Consider the following 16,236-nt stretch of genomic DNA (forward strand, 5'->3'; position numbering starts at 1 on the left):
ATCTTACGACCTAACCGGAAATGGATAAAACACTGCGGTGCATGGAAGTCATTTGACTTTCTAGAGCATAGACTCTAAAAAGCTCGTCACTACAATAAAATCCGGAGCAGACCATGACTGCCGATATTGCCTATCTGCAAACGCTGCAGCCCGCGCTGGCCGAGCTGGATCGGTTGTTCGAGGCGCAACGTTCCGCCTGCGCCGCCAATCCGATGCCGCCTGCGGCGCAGCGCCAGCAATGGCTCAAGGCACTGGCGGATCTGCTCAGCAGCGAACGGCAGGCCTTGATCGCCGCCATCAGCGCGGATTTCAGTCATCGCAGCGCCGATGAAACCCTGCTCGCCGAACTGATGCCGAGCCTGCACGGCATTCATTACGCCAGCCGTCATCTCAAAGGCTGGATGAAAGCCTCGAGGCGCAAGGTCGGCGTGGCGTTTCAGCCGGCTTCGGCAAAAGTGGTCTATCAGCCGCTGGGCGTGGTCGGCGTGATCGTGCCGTGGAATTACCCGTTGTATCTGGCCGTCGGCCCGCTGGTCGGCGCGCTGGCGGCGGGCAATCGGGTGATGCTCAAACTCAGCGAGTCGACCCCGTCCACCGGGCTGCTGCTCAAGGAACTGCTGGCGCGAATTTTCCCCGAAGACCTGGTCTGCGTGGTGCTCGGCGAGGCCGATATCGGCGTGGCGTTTTCCCGCCTGCGCTTCGATCACTTGCTGTTCACCGGCGCCACCAGCATCGGCAAACATGTAATGCGCGCCGCGGCGGAAAACCTCACCCCGGTGACCCTCGAACTGGGCGGCAAATCCCCGGCCATCGTCTCGCAGGATGTGCCGCTCAAGGACGCCGCCGAGCGCATCGCCTTCGGCAAGACCCTGAACGCCGGGCAGACCTGCGTCGCCCCGGATTACGTGCTGGTGCCGGAAGATCGCGTCGGCGCTTTCGTCGAAGCCTACCGCCAGGCCGTGCAAGGTTTTTACCCGACGCTCGCCGACAATCCGGACTACACGGCGATCATCAACGACCGTCAGTTGGCGCGTCTCAACAGCTACGTCAGCGATGCGACCAGCAAGGGTGCGCTGCTGATTCCGCTGTTCGAACAGGGCCAGGGCCGACGCATGCCGCACAGCGTGCTGCTGAATGTCAGCGATGACATGACCGTGATGCAGGACGAAATCTTCGGCCCACTGCTGCCAATCGTGCCGTATCGGGATTTGCAGCAGGCATTTGCTTACATCAATCAGCGCCCACGTCCTCTGGCTCTTTACTACTTTGGCTACGACAAACGCGAACAGCAGCGCGTGCTGCATGAAACCCATTCCGGCGGCGTGTGCCTCAACGACACGCTGCTGCATGTCGCGCAGGACGACATGCCGTTCGGCGGCATCGGTGCGTCCGGCATGGGTCATTACCACGGTCACGAAGGTTTCCTGACGTTCAGCAAAGCCAAAGGCGTGCTGATCAAACAGCGTTTCAACGCCGCCAGGCTGATCTACCCGCCTTACGGCAAAACCGTGCAGAAACTGATTCAGAAACTGTTCATTCGCTAAACGCTGGTCACCGCCGGGTAATAAAAACAATGCACCCAAGCCTGACTGAAACACCCGCGCTGTCGCGCCGTGGCCTGCTGAAATTCAGCCTCGGCGCCACGGCGTTCCTCGCCACCGCCGGTCTCGGCGCCAGCCTCAGTGGCTGCTCGTCGAGCATCGCGGCCAACGGTTTTGTCTCTCTGCGCGACGGCGATCTGCTGTTTCTGCGCGCGCTGATTCCGGTGATGCTCGACGGCGCCGTCGCGGCCGAGAAGCTGCCGACTGCGGTCGATGGCACGCTCAAGTCGCTGGACTACAGCCTCGATCACGTGTCGCCGGAAATGCTCAAGCTCACCCGACAACTGTTCGACGTGCTGGGCATGGCCGTCACGCGCGGGCCGCTCACCGGCATCTGGGGCAGTTGGGAAAACGCCAGACCTGCGGCCATGCGGCATTTCCTCGAGCGCTGGGAAAACAGCTCGTTGAGCCTGTTGCGCATGGGCCATAGCTCGCTGCAACAGATGGTGATGATGGCGTGGTACACGCGCCCGGAATCCTGGGGGCACTGCGGATATCCCGGCCCGCCCACGGTTTGAGAATCGCGCCGCTCCCTTCGCCAGCAGGCTCGCTCCCACATAAGGAATGCACTTCAAATGTGGGAGCGAGCCTGCTCGCGAAGGGGCCAGTCGCCACACCTTGCATCCAAAAATAATAAAAGAGAGCCCGACCGATGCCCGTACCCGATCCTTTCCGCGAAGGCCTCGCCCGCGGCTGGAAAACCTACAACGGTTCGCAACTGACCGACGACCTGACCCTCGAAGCCGACGTAGCGATCATCGGCAGCGGCGCTGGCGGCGGTACCACTGCGGAAATCCTCAGCGCGGCCGGTTACAAAGTCCTGCTGATCGAAGAAGGCCCGCTGAAAACCAGCTCCGACTTCAAACTGCTTGAGGCCCAGGCCTACAGCAGCCTTTATCAGGAAGGCATCGGGCGCATGAGCAAGGACGGTGCGATCACCATCCTGCAGGGCCGCGCGGTCGGCGGCACGACGCTGATCAACTGGACTTCGAGCTTTCGCACACCCGATCCGACCCTCGAACACTGGGCCAGGGAACACAACGTCAAAGGCCACAGCCCGGCCGAAATGGCACCGTGGTTCGAAAAAATGGAGCAACGCCTCGGTGTTGCGCCATGGTTAGTGCCGCCGAACGCCAATAACGACGTGATCCGCAAAGGCTGCGAACAGCTCGGCTACAGCTGGCATGTGATCCCGCGCAACGTGCGCGGCTGCTGGAATCTCGGCTATTGCGGCATGGGCTGCCCCGCCAACGCCAAGCAATCGATGCTGGTCACGACCATTCCAGCGACGCTGGAAAAGGGTGGCGAGTTGCTGTATCTGGCGCGCGCCGAGAAACTGCTGATCAGCGGCGACAAGGTAACCGGCTTGCAATGCGTGGCCATGGACGAGCGCTGCGTCGAGCCGACCGGTAAACGCATCACCGTCCAGGCGCGGCATTACGTGCTCGCCGGCGGCGGCATCAACAGCCCGGCGCTGCTGCTGCGTTCGGACGCGCCGGATCCGCATGGAAATCTCGGCAAACGTACGTTCCTGCACCCGGTAAACATGTCCGCCGCGCGCTTCGATGAGGTCATCAACCCGTTCTACGGCGCGCCACAGTCGATCTACTCCGACCATTTCCAGTGGAAGGACGGCATCACCGGACCGATGGCCTTCAAACTCGAAGTGCCGCCACTGCACCCGGCGCTCGCGGCGACGTTGCTCGGCGGCTTCGGTGCTGAAAATGCGCAGCACATGGCCGACCTGCCGCACACCCACGCCATGCTCGCCTTGCTGCGTGACGGCTTTCACCCGGACAGCATTGGCGGCTCGGTCGAGCTGCGCGGCGACGGTTCGCCGGTGCTCGACTATCAAGTTTCGCCCTACGCCTGGGACGGTTTGCGCCGGGCCTTTCACGTCATGGCTGAAATCCAGTTCGCCGGTGGTGCGAAGTCGGTGATGCCGATGCACGCCGACGCCCGCTACGTGAAAACCCTGGGCGAAGCGCGCAGCCTGATCGACGGCCTGAGCCTTGAGCTGTATCGCACGCGCCTGGGCAGCGCCCATGTGATGGGCGGCTGCGCCATGGGTGAGGATGCCAAAAGCGCGGTGACCGACAGCCTCGGGCGCCATCATCAATTGGCCAACCTGTCGATCCATGACGGCTCGCTGTTCCCCACCAGCATTGGCGCCAACCCGCAATTGTCGGTGTATGGCCTGACTGCGCAACTGGCGACGTCCCTCGCCGATCGGCTGAGAAACCCATGAAAAAACCGACGATTGCCGGCGTCTATAGTGCGTTCTTACCCAACACGCGACTTGGCCGACTGGTTAGGCTGCGATACCATCCGACTCCCCAACGGACTCCCGCCAGGACGACGCGATGAACCGAGTGTTGTACCCAGGTACCTTCGACCCTATTACCAAGGGCCATGGCGATCTGGTCGAACGCGCCTCGCGCCTGTTCGACCATGTGATCATTGCCGTCGCCGCCAGCCCGAAAAAGAACCCGCTGTTCCCGCTGGAACAACGCGTGGAACTGGCGCGCGAAGTCACCCGGCACTTGCCGAACGTGGAAGTGGTCGGCTTTTCGACGCTGCTGGCGCATTTCGCCAAAGAGCAGAACGCCAATGTGTTCCTGCGTGGTTTGCGCGCGGTGTCGGACTTCGAATACGAATTTCAGCTGGCCAACATGAACCGTCAGCTGGCGCCGGATGTGGAGAGCCTGTTTCTCACGCCGTCGGAACGTTATTCGTTCATTTCCTCGACGCTGGTGCGCGAAATTGCCGCGCTGGGCGGCGATATCAGCAAGTTCGTCCACCCGGCCGTGGCCGACGCGCTGACCCTGCGCTTCAAAAAGTAACGACCGTTCAAACGGCGCCCGCGTGCACTGCGGGCGCCAATGCGGCACAATTGCGCGCATTGATTTATAGCGCCCGGGCCTGCCGCCCCGGCTGGAGTTAGCATGTCCCTGATCATCACCGACGATTGCATCAACTGCGACGTCTGCGAACCCGAGTGCCCGAACGCCGCCATTTCCCAGGGCGAAGAGATCTACGTGATCGACCCCAACCTGTGCACCCAGTGCGTCGGCCACTACGACGAACCGCAGTGTCAGCAGGTCTGCCCGGTGGATTGCATTCCGCTGGACGAAGCGCATCCTGAGACTGAAGAGCAGTTGATGGAGAAGTACCGCAAGATCACGGGCAAGGCCTGAGTTCTTCAGCGCCTGTCAGGTCCTCATCGCCAGCAGGCTGGCTCCCACATTTGAAATGCATTCCAATGTGGGAGCCGATAGGGCCATCAGCCACACTGCTGAAATCTGATCTGATCAGCTCACTCGCGCTGCTCAAACCCCTCCCCCGTACACCCCAGACAGCGCACAAACGCCGCCTTCGCCGGGTCCACCACCAGCGCCTGCCCCGCATCGCCGACCCCGCCACCCAGCGCGGTGAACGGCAACGACACGACAAACGCGCCGGCACCAATCACCGTCGCCACGACCAATAACGGCCGGGCGATCAGCAGGTCGCCGAGCATGGCGTAGGCCGGTGGGTTCTGGATGGTGTAGCGCGGATCACCGCTGCCGCTTTCCGAGGCCCGGGCGACCAGACTGGAACACAACAGCAGTGTGACGAAGAGGACTTGCGGGCATTTCATGGCGCGATCCTTCGGGCTGAGCAGTGAGACTTCTCACTATAGACCCAAGGATTTTTTCAGGTCTGGCAGCGCGGGCAGAACACGCTGGCGCGCTGCCCGAGCTTGACCTCGCGCAGGCCAGTGCCGCAGACCTTGCAGTGTTCACCGCCTCGCCCGTAAACAAACAGCTCCTGCTGGAAATACCCCGGCTGCCCGTCGCCACCGATGAAGTCACGCAACGTAGTGCCGCCGCGCTCGATCGCTGCGGCGAGGATGCGTTTGATCTCGATCGCCAGCTTCAGATAGCGCCCTCGGGAAATTCCCCCGGCCGCTCGGCGCGGGTCGATGCCGGCGGCGAACAGCGCTTCGGTCGCATAGATGTTGCCGACCCCGACCACCACCGCGTTGTCCATGATGAACGGCTTGACCGCCATCGCGCGCCCGCGTGACAGCTGAAACAACCGCTCGCCATCGAACAGATCGGTCAACGGCTCCGGCCCCAGGCGAATCAGCAATTCATGATTGAGCGGATCGCTGCTCCACAACATCGCACCGAAACGCCGTGGATCGGTGTAGCGCAGCGCCAGTCCCGACTCCAGTTCGATGTCGACGTGCTCGTGCTTGAGCGCCGGCAACCCGGCTTCGACCAGGCGCAGATTGCCCGACATGCCCAGATGGCTGATCAGCGTGCCGACCTCGGCATTGATCAGCAGGTATTTGGCGCGGCGCTCGACCAGCACGATGCGCTGCCCCGACAGGCGCACATCGAGGTCTTCGGGGATCGGCCAGCGCAACCGCCGGTCACGCACGATCACCCGGCTGACGCGCTGGCCTTCCAGATGCGGGGCAATGCCGCGGCGGGTGGTTTCGACTTCCGGCAGTTCAGGCATGCTGTCCTCGAATCAATGCGCGCCGAGGTCGCGGATCGTTTGCTTGAGGGTTTCGAAGTCGTAGTCCGACAGGCCTACGTAATCGAGCACCAGCGGGCCGACGGCGTTCCACTCGAAGTCTTCGGTCTGGTTGCCCAGCACCCGATACGACGCGCAGATGTTTTCGGCCATTTTCAGAATCGCCAGGAGATTCTTCAGCTGACTGTTCTTCGACGACTCGTCGCTGAAAATCGCCAAAGCGTTGTGGTGATTGGCGATGGCCGCGCTGACATGCTCCGGCAACCGCCAGGATTTCGCGGTGTAGTAACCAACCACGGCATGGTTGGTGTTGAACACGCGGTTTTCCGTGTCGACCACCCGGCATTCCGGGCTGGCGCTGGCGTAGGCCTCTTCCAGTACGGTCATGTAATCGGGGAAGCGCTGCAGCATCAATGGCACGCCGCAATCGTGGAACAGCCCCAAAGCATAGGCTTCGTCGCCGGCCTGGGTGCCGATGCGCTTGGCCAGGGTCAGGCAGGTCATCGCCACGTCCTGGGCGGTGTCCCAGAAGCGGTTGAGGGTGACGATGGTGTCGTCGTTCATTTCACCCTTGATCGACTGCGCGTTGATCAGGTTGATGATCGAACGGCTGCCCAGCAGGTTCACCGCGCGCTGGATCGAAGTGATCTTGTTGCTCAGGCCGTAATAAGGAGAGTTGACGATCTTCAGCAGCGCGCCGGACAGGCCCGGGTCCTGGGAGATGAGCTTGGCGATCACCTCCAGATCCGGGTCGGGCATGTACTGCTCCATTTGCAGATCCACCATGATCTGCGGTTGCGCCGGCACACTGATGCCTTGCAGCGATTGTTGAATCTGTTCGGTGGTCAGCTCTTGGGACATAAGTACACACTCTGGGACAGGCGGCGATTCTAACCGCTGAAACCGCAGGGCGACACACCGACGGGCACATCGCCGGAACTTTCATTCAAGCCCAGGCTTCGGACTCTGTAGGGCGCACAGGATCTGAATGGTCTATTGCGAAGGAAAAATCTCCACAGACTCAGGAGCTTACCGATGGCAACTTCCCTCAATGGCAAACGCGTCGCTATTTTGGTCACCGATGGTTTCGAACAGGTTGAAATGACCGGCCCCAAAGATGCTTTGGAGCAGGCTGGCGTGCAGGTCGATATCCTTTCCACCGAGGCCGGAACGGTCAAAGGCTGGAACCATGACCAACCGGCGGACGACTTTACCGTCACCAACACCTTCCAGGCCGTGGGTATCGATCAATACGATGCCGTGCTGCTGCCGGGCGGTGTGCAGAACTCCGACACCATCCGTATCGACCAGGATGCCCAGCATCTGGTCAAGACCGCCGCCTCGGCCGGCAAGCCGATTGCCGTGATCTGCCATGGCAGCTGGCTGCTGATCTCCGCCGGACTGGTCAATGGCAAGACCATGACGAGCTATAAAACCGTCAAGGACGATCTGATCAACGCCGGTGCCAACTGGGTCGATCAGGAAGTGGTCAAGGACGGCAACCTGATCAGCAGCCGCCAGCCAGACGATGTGCCGGCATTCAGTCAGGCTCTGATTGACGCACTGGCGGCGTAAGCGCTGAAATCGCTTTCGCGAGCAGGCTCGCTCCCGCAGGCATTCGCGATACCAATGTGGGAGCGAGCCTGCTCGCGAAGGCGCCAATCAGCGTTTCATCGCATCCCCGGCCCTGCGCAAACCTCAACACGCTATACTCCCGCTCTTTTTTCCGGAGCGACGTCATGTCCCTGCCTAGCCTGCGCCTCAAAGCCAACGCCGACCGTCGCCTGCGCGCCGGTCACCTGTGGGTCTACAGCAACGAAATCGATGTAGCCGCGACCCCGCTGCACGGATTCAATGCTGGCGATCAGGCCATCCTCGAAGCTGCGGGTGGCAAGCCGCTGGGCATCGTCGCGATGAGCCCGAACAACCTGATCTGTGCCCGCCTGCTGTCGCGCGACATCAAAGTTGCGCTGGACAAATCCTTGCTGGTGCACCGTTTGAACGTGGCGCTGTCGCTGCGCGAGCGCCTGTTCGACAAGCCGTTCTATCGCCTGGTCTACGGCGATTCCGACCTGCTGCCGGGCCTGGTAGTCGACCGTTTCGGCGACATTCTGGTGGTGCAGATCGCTTCGGCAACCATGGAAGCGCACAAGGACGACGTGATCGCCGCTCTGACCCAAGTGCTCAAGCCAAGCGGCATTCTGTTCAAGAACGACTCCGCCGCCCGTGATGCCGAAGGCCTCAACCGCTACGTCGAGACCGTGTTCGGTCTGGTGCCGGAATGGGTTGCACTGGAAGAAAACGGCGTGAAATTCGAAGCGCCGGTGATTCAGGGGCAGAAAACCGGCTGGTTCTACGACCACCGCATGAACCGCGCCCGCCTCGCCCCTTACGCCAAAGGCAAACGCGTCCTCGACCTCTACAGCTACATCGGTGGCTGGGGTGTGCAAGCGGCAGCCTTCGGCGCCAGTGAAGTGTTCTGCGTCGACGCTTCGGCATTCGCGCTGGACGGCGTTGAGCGTAACGCGGCGCTGAACGGTTTCGCCGACAAGATGACCTGCATCGAAGGCGATGTTTTCGAAGCCCTGAAAGAGCTGAAAGCCAGCGAAGAGCGTTTCGACGTGATCGTGGCCGACCCGCCCGCCTTCATCAAGCGCAAGAAAGACATGAAAAACGGCGAAGGCGCCTACCGCCGCCTGAACGAGCAAGCCATGCGCCTGCTCAACAAGGACGGCATCCTGGTCAGCGCGTCGTGCTCGATGCACCTGCCCGAGGACGACCTGCAGAACATCCTGCTGACCAGCGCCCGTCACCTGGATCGCAACATTCAGTTGCTGGAGCGTGGCGGTCAGGGTCCGGACCACCCGGTACACCCGGCCATCGTCGAAACTCGCTACATCAAGAGCATTACCTGCCGCTTGCTGCCCAATAGCTGATTCATGCTGATAACGGGGGAGCCAGCAGGCTCCCCCGTTTGCTTTGCACGCCGCCCTGGTGTGTTTTTTGACCTGTTCTGCAAACTTCCTACAATTACTTTCCTCCAGTGATGCAGGACGTTTCTCTGCACCCGCTAACTAATGAAACATTGCCTACAAGTTTAATTAAGCGCAACGACAGCTCCGACAAAATTACTGGAATTTTCCTACCCAATATCCGCTTGCCAATAATCCATTACAAACTATTATGAAGTTGTCACCACGAGGTGACTTCAACTATCAATGAACATGGAGTTCACATTATGAAAAGCATTTCTCTGGAAAGTAAAAAACTCGCAAACCTGGCTTTTCTGGTTGCCGCTAAAGCCCGTTAAGTAAGGCAGGACGCCGGGGAGTGCCGGCAACCCGGCGTCCTTTCGACTTTAGCCAGAGTGAATCGCCCCATGCATATCAATCCCTATCTTTTCATATTGCCGCGCCCATGCGGACAAGTCATATGGAACTATAAAGACCATACCCAACATGAACTTGACCTCGACCATACAATTCGTCTGGCGCACTTGATCGACAACCCTGAACTCTTCGACCCGCAAAACATCATAGACAGAGAACTATTAAACGCAGGCATACTAACTGTTTCAAAACTCGACAACTTATCCTGGGGCTGGGACGAATTGTCGAAGATTTATCATATCGGCACACAAAATATTCCGTGTGAACATACGCCTCAGAATATCCAGGAGTGGGCCAGTCACTATCTGGCGCATTGCAATGAAGTGCTCGCCGCACCGCCACCGGCGACTGATCGTCCGGGATGCGAGGCAGAGCGACGCATTGCCTTGCCCCGGCCTCGCGCCTTGAAAGACGAGAGCCTGACGCACGCCCTGCTGCAGCGCAAAACCTGTCGGACCTACACAGGCGCAGCGGTCACGCTGGATGATCTCGGTACGCTGCTTTATCTATCTTTCGGTTATCTCGAAGAACGCGAGCATGACCGCGACGACAGCATCGCCCACGGACTCGGCGCCCGTCGAAGCAGCCCTTCCGCTGGCGGGCTGAATGCCTGCGAAGCCTTTCTGCTGGTGCGGTACGTCGATGGCCTGGAGCCAGGCGTCTACAGCTACCATCCAGCCGAACACTCACTGAGCCCGGTCAATCCCTTGCCAGAATCCGTGCTGGGCCAGTTGCTCGCTGGCCAGCATTTCATCAACAACCTGCCGCTTGGCGTGTTCATCACTGCTCGTTTCGACCGGCTCTGGTGGAAATATGAGCATTCACGGGCCTACCGCATGGCCTTCGTCGAAGCCGGCCACCTGTCGCAAACTTTCCAGTTGGTCGCCACGGCGCTCGGCCTCAATACCTGGCTGACCGGTGCGTTTGCCGATCGGCAGGTCGAAGCCCTGCTGTCACTTGAGGGCAGCGCCGAACAACCGCTTTTCTTCGTCGGGTGTGGGCAAAGCGACGGCCAGGCGATGTGCGACGAGATGCACGAACTGTTGAGCGAGGGCTGCGCATGAGCCTGACGACTGCCGAGCCGGATGAAGCGCCTGTGTCATGGGCACTGAAGTTCACCCTCAAGGATTGGGAAAGCCGCGCCTCGGTGCGCAGCAGCACCCATGACTACCTGTTACCGGACGACGTGGCCCTGCAACTGCAAACCCGTCACTGGTTTCCTCCGGCCTTCATTCCCTATCTGGCGCACCCCGCGATCCAGGCGGCGGGGCGCGAAGTGCAGCAGCGATTGTCCGCCAACCACCTGGTGCACTTTCTCGATTACACCACCCTGCTCGAACACCGCATCGTCAATCGCGCCGTAGAAGTGATCGTGCACCGTGAGCTGCCGGTTTTCGTGCCGCTGGCGATGAAGCACGCGGCGTTGCAGCTCTACACCGACGAGGGCTACCACGCGTTGTTCTCCAATCGGCTGGCTGAGCAGATCGCCGGCCTCTATGACATCAGCGGACGTCCGGCACTGCCGAAGCGTATTGCACGCCTCAACGCCTTGATCGCCCGCACCCCGGAAAAGCACCGACCACTGGCATGGTTTCTGCTCGGTTTCGTCTCGGAAACCATCATCGCCCGCGAGCTGCTGGACGTTTGTCGCGACAGCCTGGTGTCCTGCGTAAGCGACATGCTGCGCGACCATCTGACCGATGAGGCCCGCCACAGTCGTTATTTCGCCGAAGTGTTCCATTACCTGTGGCTGTCGATGCTCAGCCGTCAGCGCACGTTCGTGAGCAGAACCCTGCTGGAAATCATCGGGATTTTTTTCGAGGCCGACGAACGCTGGCTGCAGCAGAGCCTGCGTGGCGCCGGCATTGCCGAGGCGGACGTGATGGAAATCGTCAGCGGCATGGCCACGGTGCAAGCCAATCGTACTCGAGCGCGATCAGGTGCCGTCGCCACACTGGATGCACTGGACAAGGCCGGTTTTTTTGCACTGGCCCACAACCGGACACTTTTCGCCAGGGCAGGACTGATCGATGGATAACGCAACAGCCGTGGTAACCGCCACACAGCGCCGCGCAGCGGTGAGCCTGTTACTGGCGATGGTGCTGCTTGGCGTGTTCCCGCTGGATGTACTGCTGCCCTCATTTCCGGCATTGGCGGCGCACTTTGCCCGTTCACCGGCAGACATCGCGCTGTCGATCAGTCTGTTTGCAGTGGGCATCGCGTTTGCCCAGTTATTGATCGGTCCGCTATCAGACGTTATAGGCCGCAAGGGATTGCTGCTGGCGGGCATGAGCGTGTCGATGCTCGGCGCAGTCGGTTGCGTCATGACCAGCGATTACACGCTGTTCCTGATATTCCGGGTCATGCAAGCAGTGGGTTGCGGATGCTTCGTGCTGTCCCAGGCGTTGGTGCAGGATCTGTTCGAAGGGGCTGAGCGCGACCGGCTGCGCATCCTGATGGTCACGGCTACGGGGATTTTCATCTCGGTGTCGCCGCTGGCAGGTACCTTTCTGCAGGCCACGCTCGGCTGGCGCGGCAGTTTCTGGGTGTTCACGGCGCTGTCCGCCGTGGTGCTGGTCAAGGCCTGGGTGTTTTTGCAAAACAGCCGGCCGGCCGACAGCTGTGCGCGGGTCGGCTTCATCCGCTCCTATCGCCGCGTATTGGGCGACTTTGAATTTGTCGGTTACTGGCTGATTTCGGCGTTTGCCTTCGCCTGCCATTTTTCCTTCATTGTGATATCGCCGTTGATCTTCATGGATCAATTGCAGCTCGCGCCCTATGACTTCTCCTTGATCCTGCTGGTGTACGGTGCCGCCTATGTCGTCGGCGGCATTCTTGCCGCCGTGCTGAACCGGCGCATCACCCCGGAGCAGCAGATAGTCACCGGGCTCGGCCTGATATTGCTGGCGGGGCTGGCAATGCTGTATCTGGCCGCCGAGCATGCGCTGGCCCCGGTCACGGTGCTGATTCCGATGCTGATCTGCACCGCCGGCACCACCATCGCCCGCCCCGCCGCGACATCGCGGGCCATGAGCCTGTTTCCTGAAAACGCCGGTACCTCGGCTTCGGCGGGCAGCACGATCATCTTCATTTGTGGCGGTCTGATCAGCGCACTGATCAGCCTCAACCCGAGCAATCTGCAAGCGACGCTGGGCTACTGCTTCGTGCTGTTGAGCGCAACAGCGCTGCTGCTTAACCACCGGCTCAGCCGGCGTGCGAGCAATCTTGCTGCCGGAGCCTCGGCGCAGTCCGACGGCGATTGAAGCTGCCAGTCGTCATTCCACACCGACCGTCTGCACGGCGCAGCACGTTGCGCCATTCCCTCCAGACGCCAGCGGTGTAGAATCGCTTCATTCATCGCCATTCATCCCCGGCGGGTTTATGAGCTCAGGCTGAGACCAGCGGCGATCCCGCAACGTCATCGGCAGCTTCCGAAACACACGGCTATTTCCGCATGTTCCAGAGGTCCATAGAAGCTCACTCCCCTTTAGCACCTGATTAGCACCTGATTAGCCGCCCGGAGTGTTCCATGCCAGATTATCGTTCCAAAACATCCACCCACGGCCGCAACATGGCCGGCGCCCGCGCACTGTGGCGCGCCACGGGGATGAAGGATGACGACTTCAAAAAGCCGATCATCGCCATTGCCAACTCGTTCACCCAGTTCGTACCGGGCCATGTACACCTCAAGGATCTGGGCCAACTGGTCGCCCGCGAAATCGAACGCGCCGGCGGTGTGGCAAAGGAATTCAACACCATTGCCGTGGATGACGGCATCGCCATGGGCCACGACGGCATGCTCTATTCGCTGCCGAGCCGCGAGATCATCGCTGACTCCGTCGAGTACATGGTCAACGCCCACTGCGCCGACGCCATCGTCTGCATCTCCAACTGCGACAAGATCACCCCGGGCATGTTGATGGCAGCGTTGCGCCTGAACATTCCGGTGATCTTCGTTTCCGGCGGCCCGATGGAAGCCGGCAAGACCAAACTCGCTTCCCACGGCCTCGATCTGGTCGACGCCATGGTGATCGCCGCCGACTCCAGCGCCTCTGACGAGAAAGTCGCCGAGTACGAGCGCAGCGCCTGCCCGACGTGCGGTTCGTGCTCGGGCATGTTCACCGCCAACTCGATGAACTGCCTGACCGAAGCACTGGGCCTGGCCTTGCCGGGCAACGGTTCGACCCTCGCCACCCACAGCGACCGCGAGCAACTGTTCCTGCAGGCTGGCCGTACCATCGTCGAGCTGTGCAAGCGTTACTACGGCGAGAACGACGAGTCGGTGTTGCCGCGCAACATCGCCAACTTCAAGGCGTTCGAGAACGCGATGATGCTCGACATCGCCATGGGCGGGTCGACCAACACTATCCTGCACTTGCTCGCCGCCGCCCAGGAAGCCGAGATCGATTTCGACCTGCGCGACATCGATCGCCTCTCGCGCAGCGTTCCGCAGCTGTGCAAGGTGGCACCGAACATTCAGAAGTACCACATGGAAGACGTGCACCGCGCCGGCGGCATTTTCAGCATCCTCGGTTCGCTGGCCCGTGGCGGCCTGCTGCACACCGACCTGCCGACCGTGCACAGCCGCAGCATGGAAGAAGCCATCGCCAAGTGGGACATCACCCAGACCAGCGACGAGGCTGTGCATCATTTCTTCAAGGCCGGCCCTGCTGGCATTCCGACGCAGACTGCGTTCAGTCAGTCGACTCGCTGGGAAACCCTGGACGACGACCGTGAAAACGGCTGCATCCGCAGCTTCGAGCACGCCTACTCGAAAGAAGGTGGCCTGGCCGTGCTGTATGGCAACATCGCGCAAGATGGTTGCGTGGTGAAAACCGCGGGTGTCGATGAGTCGATCCACGTCTTCGAAGGAAACGCCAAGATCTTCGAAAGCCAGGACAGCGCCGTGCGTGGCATCCTCGCCGACGAAGTGAAAGAAGGCGACATCGTCATCATTCGCTACGAAGGCCCGAAAGGCGGCCCGGGCATGCAGGAAATGCTCTACCCGACTTCGTACCTGAAGTCCAAAGGACTGGGCAAAGCCTGTGCCTTGCTGACCGATGGCCGTTTTTCCGGCGGCACGTCGGGCCTGTCCATCGGTCACGCTTCGCCAGAAGCAGCCGCTGGTGGTGCGATCGGTCTGGTGCAGGATGGCGATAAAGTGCTGATCGACATTCCGAACCGCTCGATCAACCTGTTGGTCAGCGACGAAGAACTGGCGGCACGCCGCGCCGAGCAGGACAAGAAAGGCTGGAAGCCGGTCGAACAGCGCCCACGCAAAGTGACCACCGCCCTCAAGGCCTACGCCTTGCTGGCGACCAGCGCCGACAAGGGCGCGGTGCGCAACAAAGCGATGCTCGACGGCTTGTAAGCGTCCAATCGCAGACAAAAAAATGCCCCGCCAACGTGCGGGGCATTTTTTGTCTGGCCGATTTAGTCAGTGAGCATGAGGGCCCCATCGCGAGCAGGCTCACTCCTATAGGTGAACGCATTCCAATTGTAGGAGTGAGCCTGCTCGCGATGGGAGCAACCCGGGCTTACTGAATATCTTCAGGCTTGACGATCACCCAGTTCTTGTCCGCCGTCACCGGCAACCCTTCCTTGGCCTGCGCCGCGGCGTGCTTGGCCATCATGCCGTTGATTTGCGTCATGTACTTGTCCTTGCGGTTGATCCACAAGTGAATGCCGCCCTTGGCCACGTCGACATCGTGGAACAGCATGTAGCCGTCGCTGGTCGGGGTGTCGCCGCCGACCAGTACCGGTTTTTTCCATTCATCGATGTAGGTGAGGATCGCCGCGTGCTTGCCGGCCATCCACGTTGCCGGGGTCCACAGGTACGGCGTCAGCTCCAGGCCGAGGTTGGCCTTCTCGTCATACTTGCCCGCAGTGATCTGCTTGCGCGCAGTAGTCAGTTCTTGCGTCTCGCGGTTCTTCAGCAGCAGGCTGACGCCAATGACGTTCTGCGGTTTTACGTTGTAGCCGTACTTCGGATCCGCCGCGACCATGCGCACCAGTTCTTCAGAGGCGGCGGTCATCACGTAGACCTCGATGCCGTTTTCCATCAGCTTGTTGTACAGCTCTTGCTGGCCGGTGAAGATCTTCGGCGGGTTGACGTCGAGTTTCTTCACCACATCGCCTTCGTAATAGGTCGCCGGCACCGGTTTGCCCGAAGCCATCAGCTCATCGACGTAGCCCTTGAGTTCCTTGAGAGTGAAACCGGAGAACACTTGCGCCACCCACGGGTAGCAGACCATGTCGTCGACCTCACAGAGGCGATAGTAGTAACTGAACAGGCTTTCCTTGTGCTCGGCGGTGTCCTTGAACGGCATCAGTTTCAGCGACGGGTCAAGTTTGCCGCGGGTGATCAGGCCCTTGTTTTCCATGAACGGCAGCAAGGATTCTTCGAGGTCGTAGCGGTAACTGGTGTTGTCCATGTCGAACACCGCGTAGTTACCCTTGTTGGCATTGGCCGCGATCATCGCTTCCAGCGCCTTGGCCTGATCCGCCGGCCAGTGCTTGAGGTCCGTGGCCAAGGCCTGACCAGCCAGGCCCGCCGCCAGTGCGACCGCCCACAACGTGCGTGCAATTCTCATAGCGCTACTCCCCGATCGAAAGAGTTCGACGCTAACAAATAAGTGTGACAACCCCCGCCTGTCTGCGACCGCACGCGTCCGTATCGCGCCAGAAACATCGCCGACAACGACACGGGCTTATTCCAA

The 16,236-nt window shown here is 60.7% G+C and carries 15 protein-coding genes; 11 read left to right on the forward strand and 4 right to left on the reverse strand.

The genetic code is table 11. The features are described from left to right. Positions 1-113 precede the first annotated feature (113 nt). From BLU52_RS23200 to BLU52_RS23220, 5 genes are all read left to right on the forward strand, one after another. Positions 114-1,544, forward strand: coding sequence for a coniferyl aldehyde dehydrogenase (locus BLU52_RS23200; RefSeq protein WP_090287186.1), 1,431 nt, complete (start codon positions 114-116; stop codon positions 1,542-1,544). A gap of 29 nt (positions 1,545-1,573) precedes the next feature. After that, the gene (locus BLU52_RS23205) at positions 1,574-2,119 is read left to right on the forward strand and encodes a twin-arginine translocation pathway signal protein (protein ID WP_090287187.1); all 546 of its coding nucleotides are present in this window, start codon (positions 1,574-1,576) and stop codon (positions 2,117-2,119) included. 134 nt (positions 2,120-2,253) lie between these two features. Then, on the forward strand, positions 2,254-3,849 hold the full coding sequence (locus BLU52_RS23210; protein WP_090287189.1) for a GMC family oxidoreductase: 1,596 nt from the start codon (positions 2,254-2,256) through the stop codon (positions 3,847-3,849). A gap of 115 nt (positions 3,850-3,964) precedes the next feature. Further along, a complete protein-coding gene (gene coaD, locus BLU52_RS23215) occupies positions 3,965-4,444 on the forward strand; it encodes a pantetheine-phosphate adenylyltransferase (protein WP_042606545.1) in 480 nt (159 codons plus the stop codon). A 102-nt stretch (positions 4,445-4,546) separates the two neighbouring features. After that, complete coding sequence (locus BLU52_RS23220) at positions 4,547-4,798, forward strand: YfhL family 4Fe-4S dicluster ferredoxin (protein WP_003195146.1); 252 nt, start codon at positions 4,547-4,549, stop codon at positions 4,796-4,798. A gap of 119 nt (positions 4,799-4,917) precedes the next feature. On the opposite strand, the gene BLU52_RS23225 is transcribed toward BLU52_RS23220, so the two are convergent. Genes BLU52_RS23225 through BLU52_RS23235 form a run of 3 tightly spaced genes read right to left on the reverse strand, consistent with a single transcriptional unit; the run spans position 4,918 to position 6,935 of the window. After that, entirely contained in the window at positions 4,918-5,241 is a 324-nt protein-coding gene (locus BLU52_RS23225; RefSeq protein WP_090287190.1) for a multidrug transporter, read from the reverse strand. Between the two features lie 56 nt (positions 5,242-5,297). Continuing rightward, positions 5,298-6,110: a bifunctional DNA-formamidopyrimidine glycosylase/DNA-(apurinic or apyrimidinic site) lyase gene (mutM, locus tag BLU52_RS23230; RefSeq protein WP_090287192.1), complete on the reverse strand. Its 813-nt coding sequence runs from the start codon at positions 6,108-6,110 to the stop codon at positions 5,298-5,300. A gap of 12 nt (positions 6,111-6,122) precedes the next feature. Further along, positions 6,123-6,935, reverse strand: coding sequence for an HDOD domain-containing protein (locus tag BLU52_RS23235; RefSeq protein WP_167359941.1), 813 nt, complete (start codon positions 6,933-6,935; stop codon positions 6,123-6,125). A 228-nt stretch (positions 6,936-7,163) separates the two neighbouring features. On the opposite strand from BLU52_RS23235, the gene BLU52_RS23240 reads away from it, so the two are divergent. The 6 genes from BLU52_RS23240 (at position 7,164) to ilvD (ending at position 14,888) form a co-directional block, all read left to right on the forward strand. Next, positions 7,164-7,703: a type 1 glutamine amidotransferase domain-containing protein gene (locus BLU52_RS23240; RefSeq protein ID WP_090287196.1), complete on the forward strand. Its 540-nt coding sequence runs from the start codon at positions 7,164-7,166 to the stop codon at positions 7,701-7,703. Between the two features lie 164 nt (positions 7,704-7,867). Next, the gene (locus BLU52_RS23245; protein ID WP_090287198.1) at positions 7,868-9,064 is read left to right on the forward strand and encodes a class I SAM-dependent rRNA methyltransferase; all 1,197 of its coding nucleotides are present in this window, start codon (positions 7,868-7,870) and stop codon (positions 9,062-9,064) included. Between the two features lie 443 nt (positions 9,065-9,507). After that, positions 9,508-10,581, forward strand: coding sequence for a SagB family peptide dehydrogenase (locus BLU52_RS23250; RefSeq protein ID WP_090287200.1), 1,074 nt, complete (start codon positions 9,508-9,510; stop codon positions 10,579-10,581). Continuing rightward, positions 10,578-11,555, forward strand: a complete 978-nt coding sequence (locus tag BLU52_RS23255; RefSeq protein ID WP_090287202.1) for a diiron oxygenase — start codon at positions 10,578-10,580, stop codon at positions 11,553-11,555. The genes BLU52_RS23250 and BLU52_RS23255 overlap by 4 nt, the downstream gene beginning before the upstream one ends. Then, positions 11,548-12,780 (forward strand): MFS transporter, encoded by a 1,233-nt coding sequence (locus BLU52_RS23260; RefSeq protein ID WP_090287205.1) that lies wholly within the window; start codon positions 11,548-11,550, stop codon positions 12,778-12,780. Before BLU52_RS23255 ends, BLU52_RS23260 begins: the two co-directional genes overlap by 8 nt. A gap of 266 nt (positions 12,781-13,046) precedes the next feature. After that, on the forward strand, positions 13,047-14,888 hold the full coding sequence (gene ilvD / locus BLU52_RS23265) for a dihydroxy-acid dehydratase (protein WP_090287208.1): 1,842 nt from the start codon (positions 13,047-13,049) through the stop codon (positions 14,886-14,888). Positions 14,889-15,054: 166 nt separating this feature from the next. On the opposite strand, the gene BLU52_RS23270 is transcribed toward ilvD, so the two are convergent. Then, a complete protein-coding gene (locus tag BLU52_RS23270) occupies positions 15,055-16,110 on the reverse strand; it encodes a phosphorylcholine phosphatase (protein ID WP_090287210.1) in 1,056 nt (351 codons plus the stop codon). Positions 16,111-16,236: the final 126 nt, after the last annotated feature.

Source organism: Pseudomonas granadensis, from assembly GCF_900105485.1.
Classification (GTDB): Bacteria; Pseudomonadota; Gammaproteobacteria; order Pseudomonadales; family Pseudomonadaceae; genus Aquipseudomonas; species Aquipseudomonas granadensis.

What these genes read in the sequence shown, in the direction of transcription:
- BLU52_RS23200 (WP_090287186.1), top strand. Translation starts at nt 114, where the DNA reads ATGACTGCCGATATTGCCTATCTGCAAACGCTGCAGCCCGCGCTGGCC.
- BLU52_RS23205 (WP_090287187.1), top strand. Translation starts at nt 1,574, where the DNA reads ATGCACCCAAGCCTGACTGAAACACCCGCGCTGTCGCGCCGTGGCCTG.
- BLU52_RS23210 (WP_090287189.1), top strand. Translation starts at nt 2,254, where the DNA reads ATGCCCGTACCCGATCCTTTCCGCGAAGGCCTCGCCCGCGGCTGGAAA.
- coaD (WP_042606545.1), top strand. Translation starts at nt 3,965, where the DNA reads ATGAACCGAGTGTTGTACCCAGGTACCTTCGACCCTATTACCAAGGGC.
- BLU52_RS23220 (WP_003195146.1), top strand. Translation starts at nt 4,547, where the DNA reads ATGTCCCTGATCATCACCGACGATTGCATCAACTGCGACGTCTGCGAA.
- BLU52_RS23225 (WP_090287190.1), bottom strand. Translation starts at nt 5,241, where the DNA reads ATGAAATGCCCGCAAGTCCTCTTCGTCACACTGCTGTTGTGTTCCAGT.
- mutM (WP_090287192.1), bottom strand. Translation starts at nt 6,110, where the DNA reads ATGCCTGAACTGCCGGAAGTCGAAACCACCCGCCGCGGCATTGCCCCG.
- BLU52_RS23240 (WP_090287196.1), top strand. Translation starts at nt 7,164, where the DNA reads ATGGCAACTTCCCTCAATGGCAAACGCGTCGCTATTTTGGTCACCGAT.
- BLU52_RS23245 (WP_090287198.1), top strand. Translation starts at nt 7,868, where the DNA reads ATGTCCCTGCCTAGCCTGCGCCTCAAAGCCAACGCCGACCGTCGCCTG.
- BLU52_RS23250 (WP_090287200.1), top strand. Translation starts at nt 9,508, where the DNA reads ATGCATATCAATCCCTATCTTTTCATATTGCCGCGCCCATGCGGACAA.
- BLU52_RS23255 (WP_090287202.1), top strand. Translation starts at nt 10,578, where the DNA reads ATGAGCCTGACGACTGCCGAGCCGGATGAAGCGCCTGTGTCATGGGCA.
- BLU52_RS23260 (WP_090287205.1), top strand. Translation starts at nt 11,548, where the DNA reads ATGGATAACGCAACAGCCGTGGTAACCGCCACACAGCGCCGCGCAGCG.
- ilvD (WP_090287208.1), top strand. Translation starts at nt 13,047, where the DNA reads ATGCCAGATTATCGTTCCAAAACATCCACCCACGGCCGCAACATGGCC.
- BLU52_RS23270 (WP_090287210.1), bottom strand. Translation starts at nt 16,110, where the DNA reads ATGAGAATTGCACGCACGTTGTGGGCGGTCGCACTGGCGGCGGGCCTG.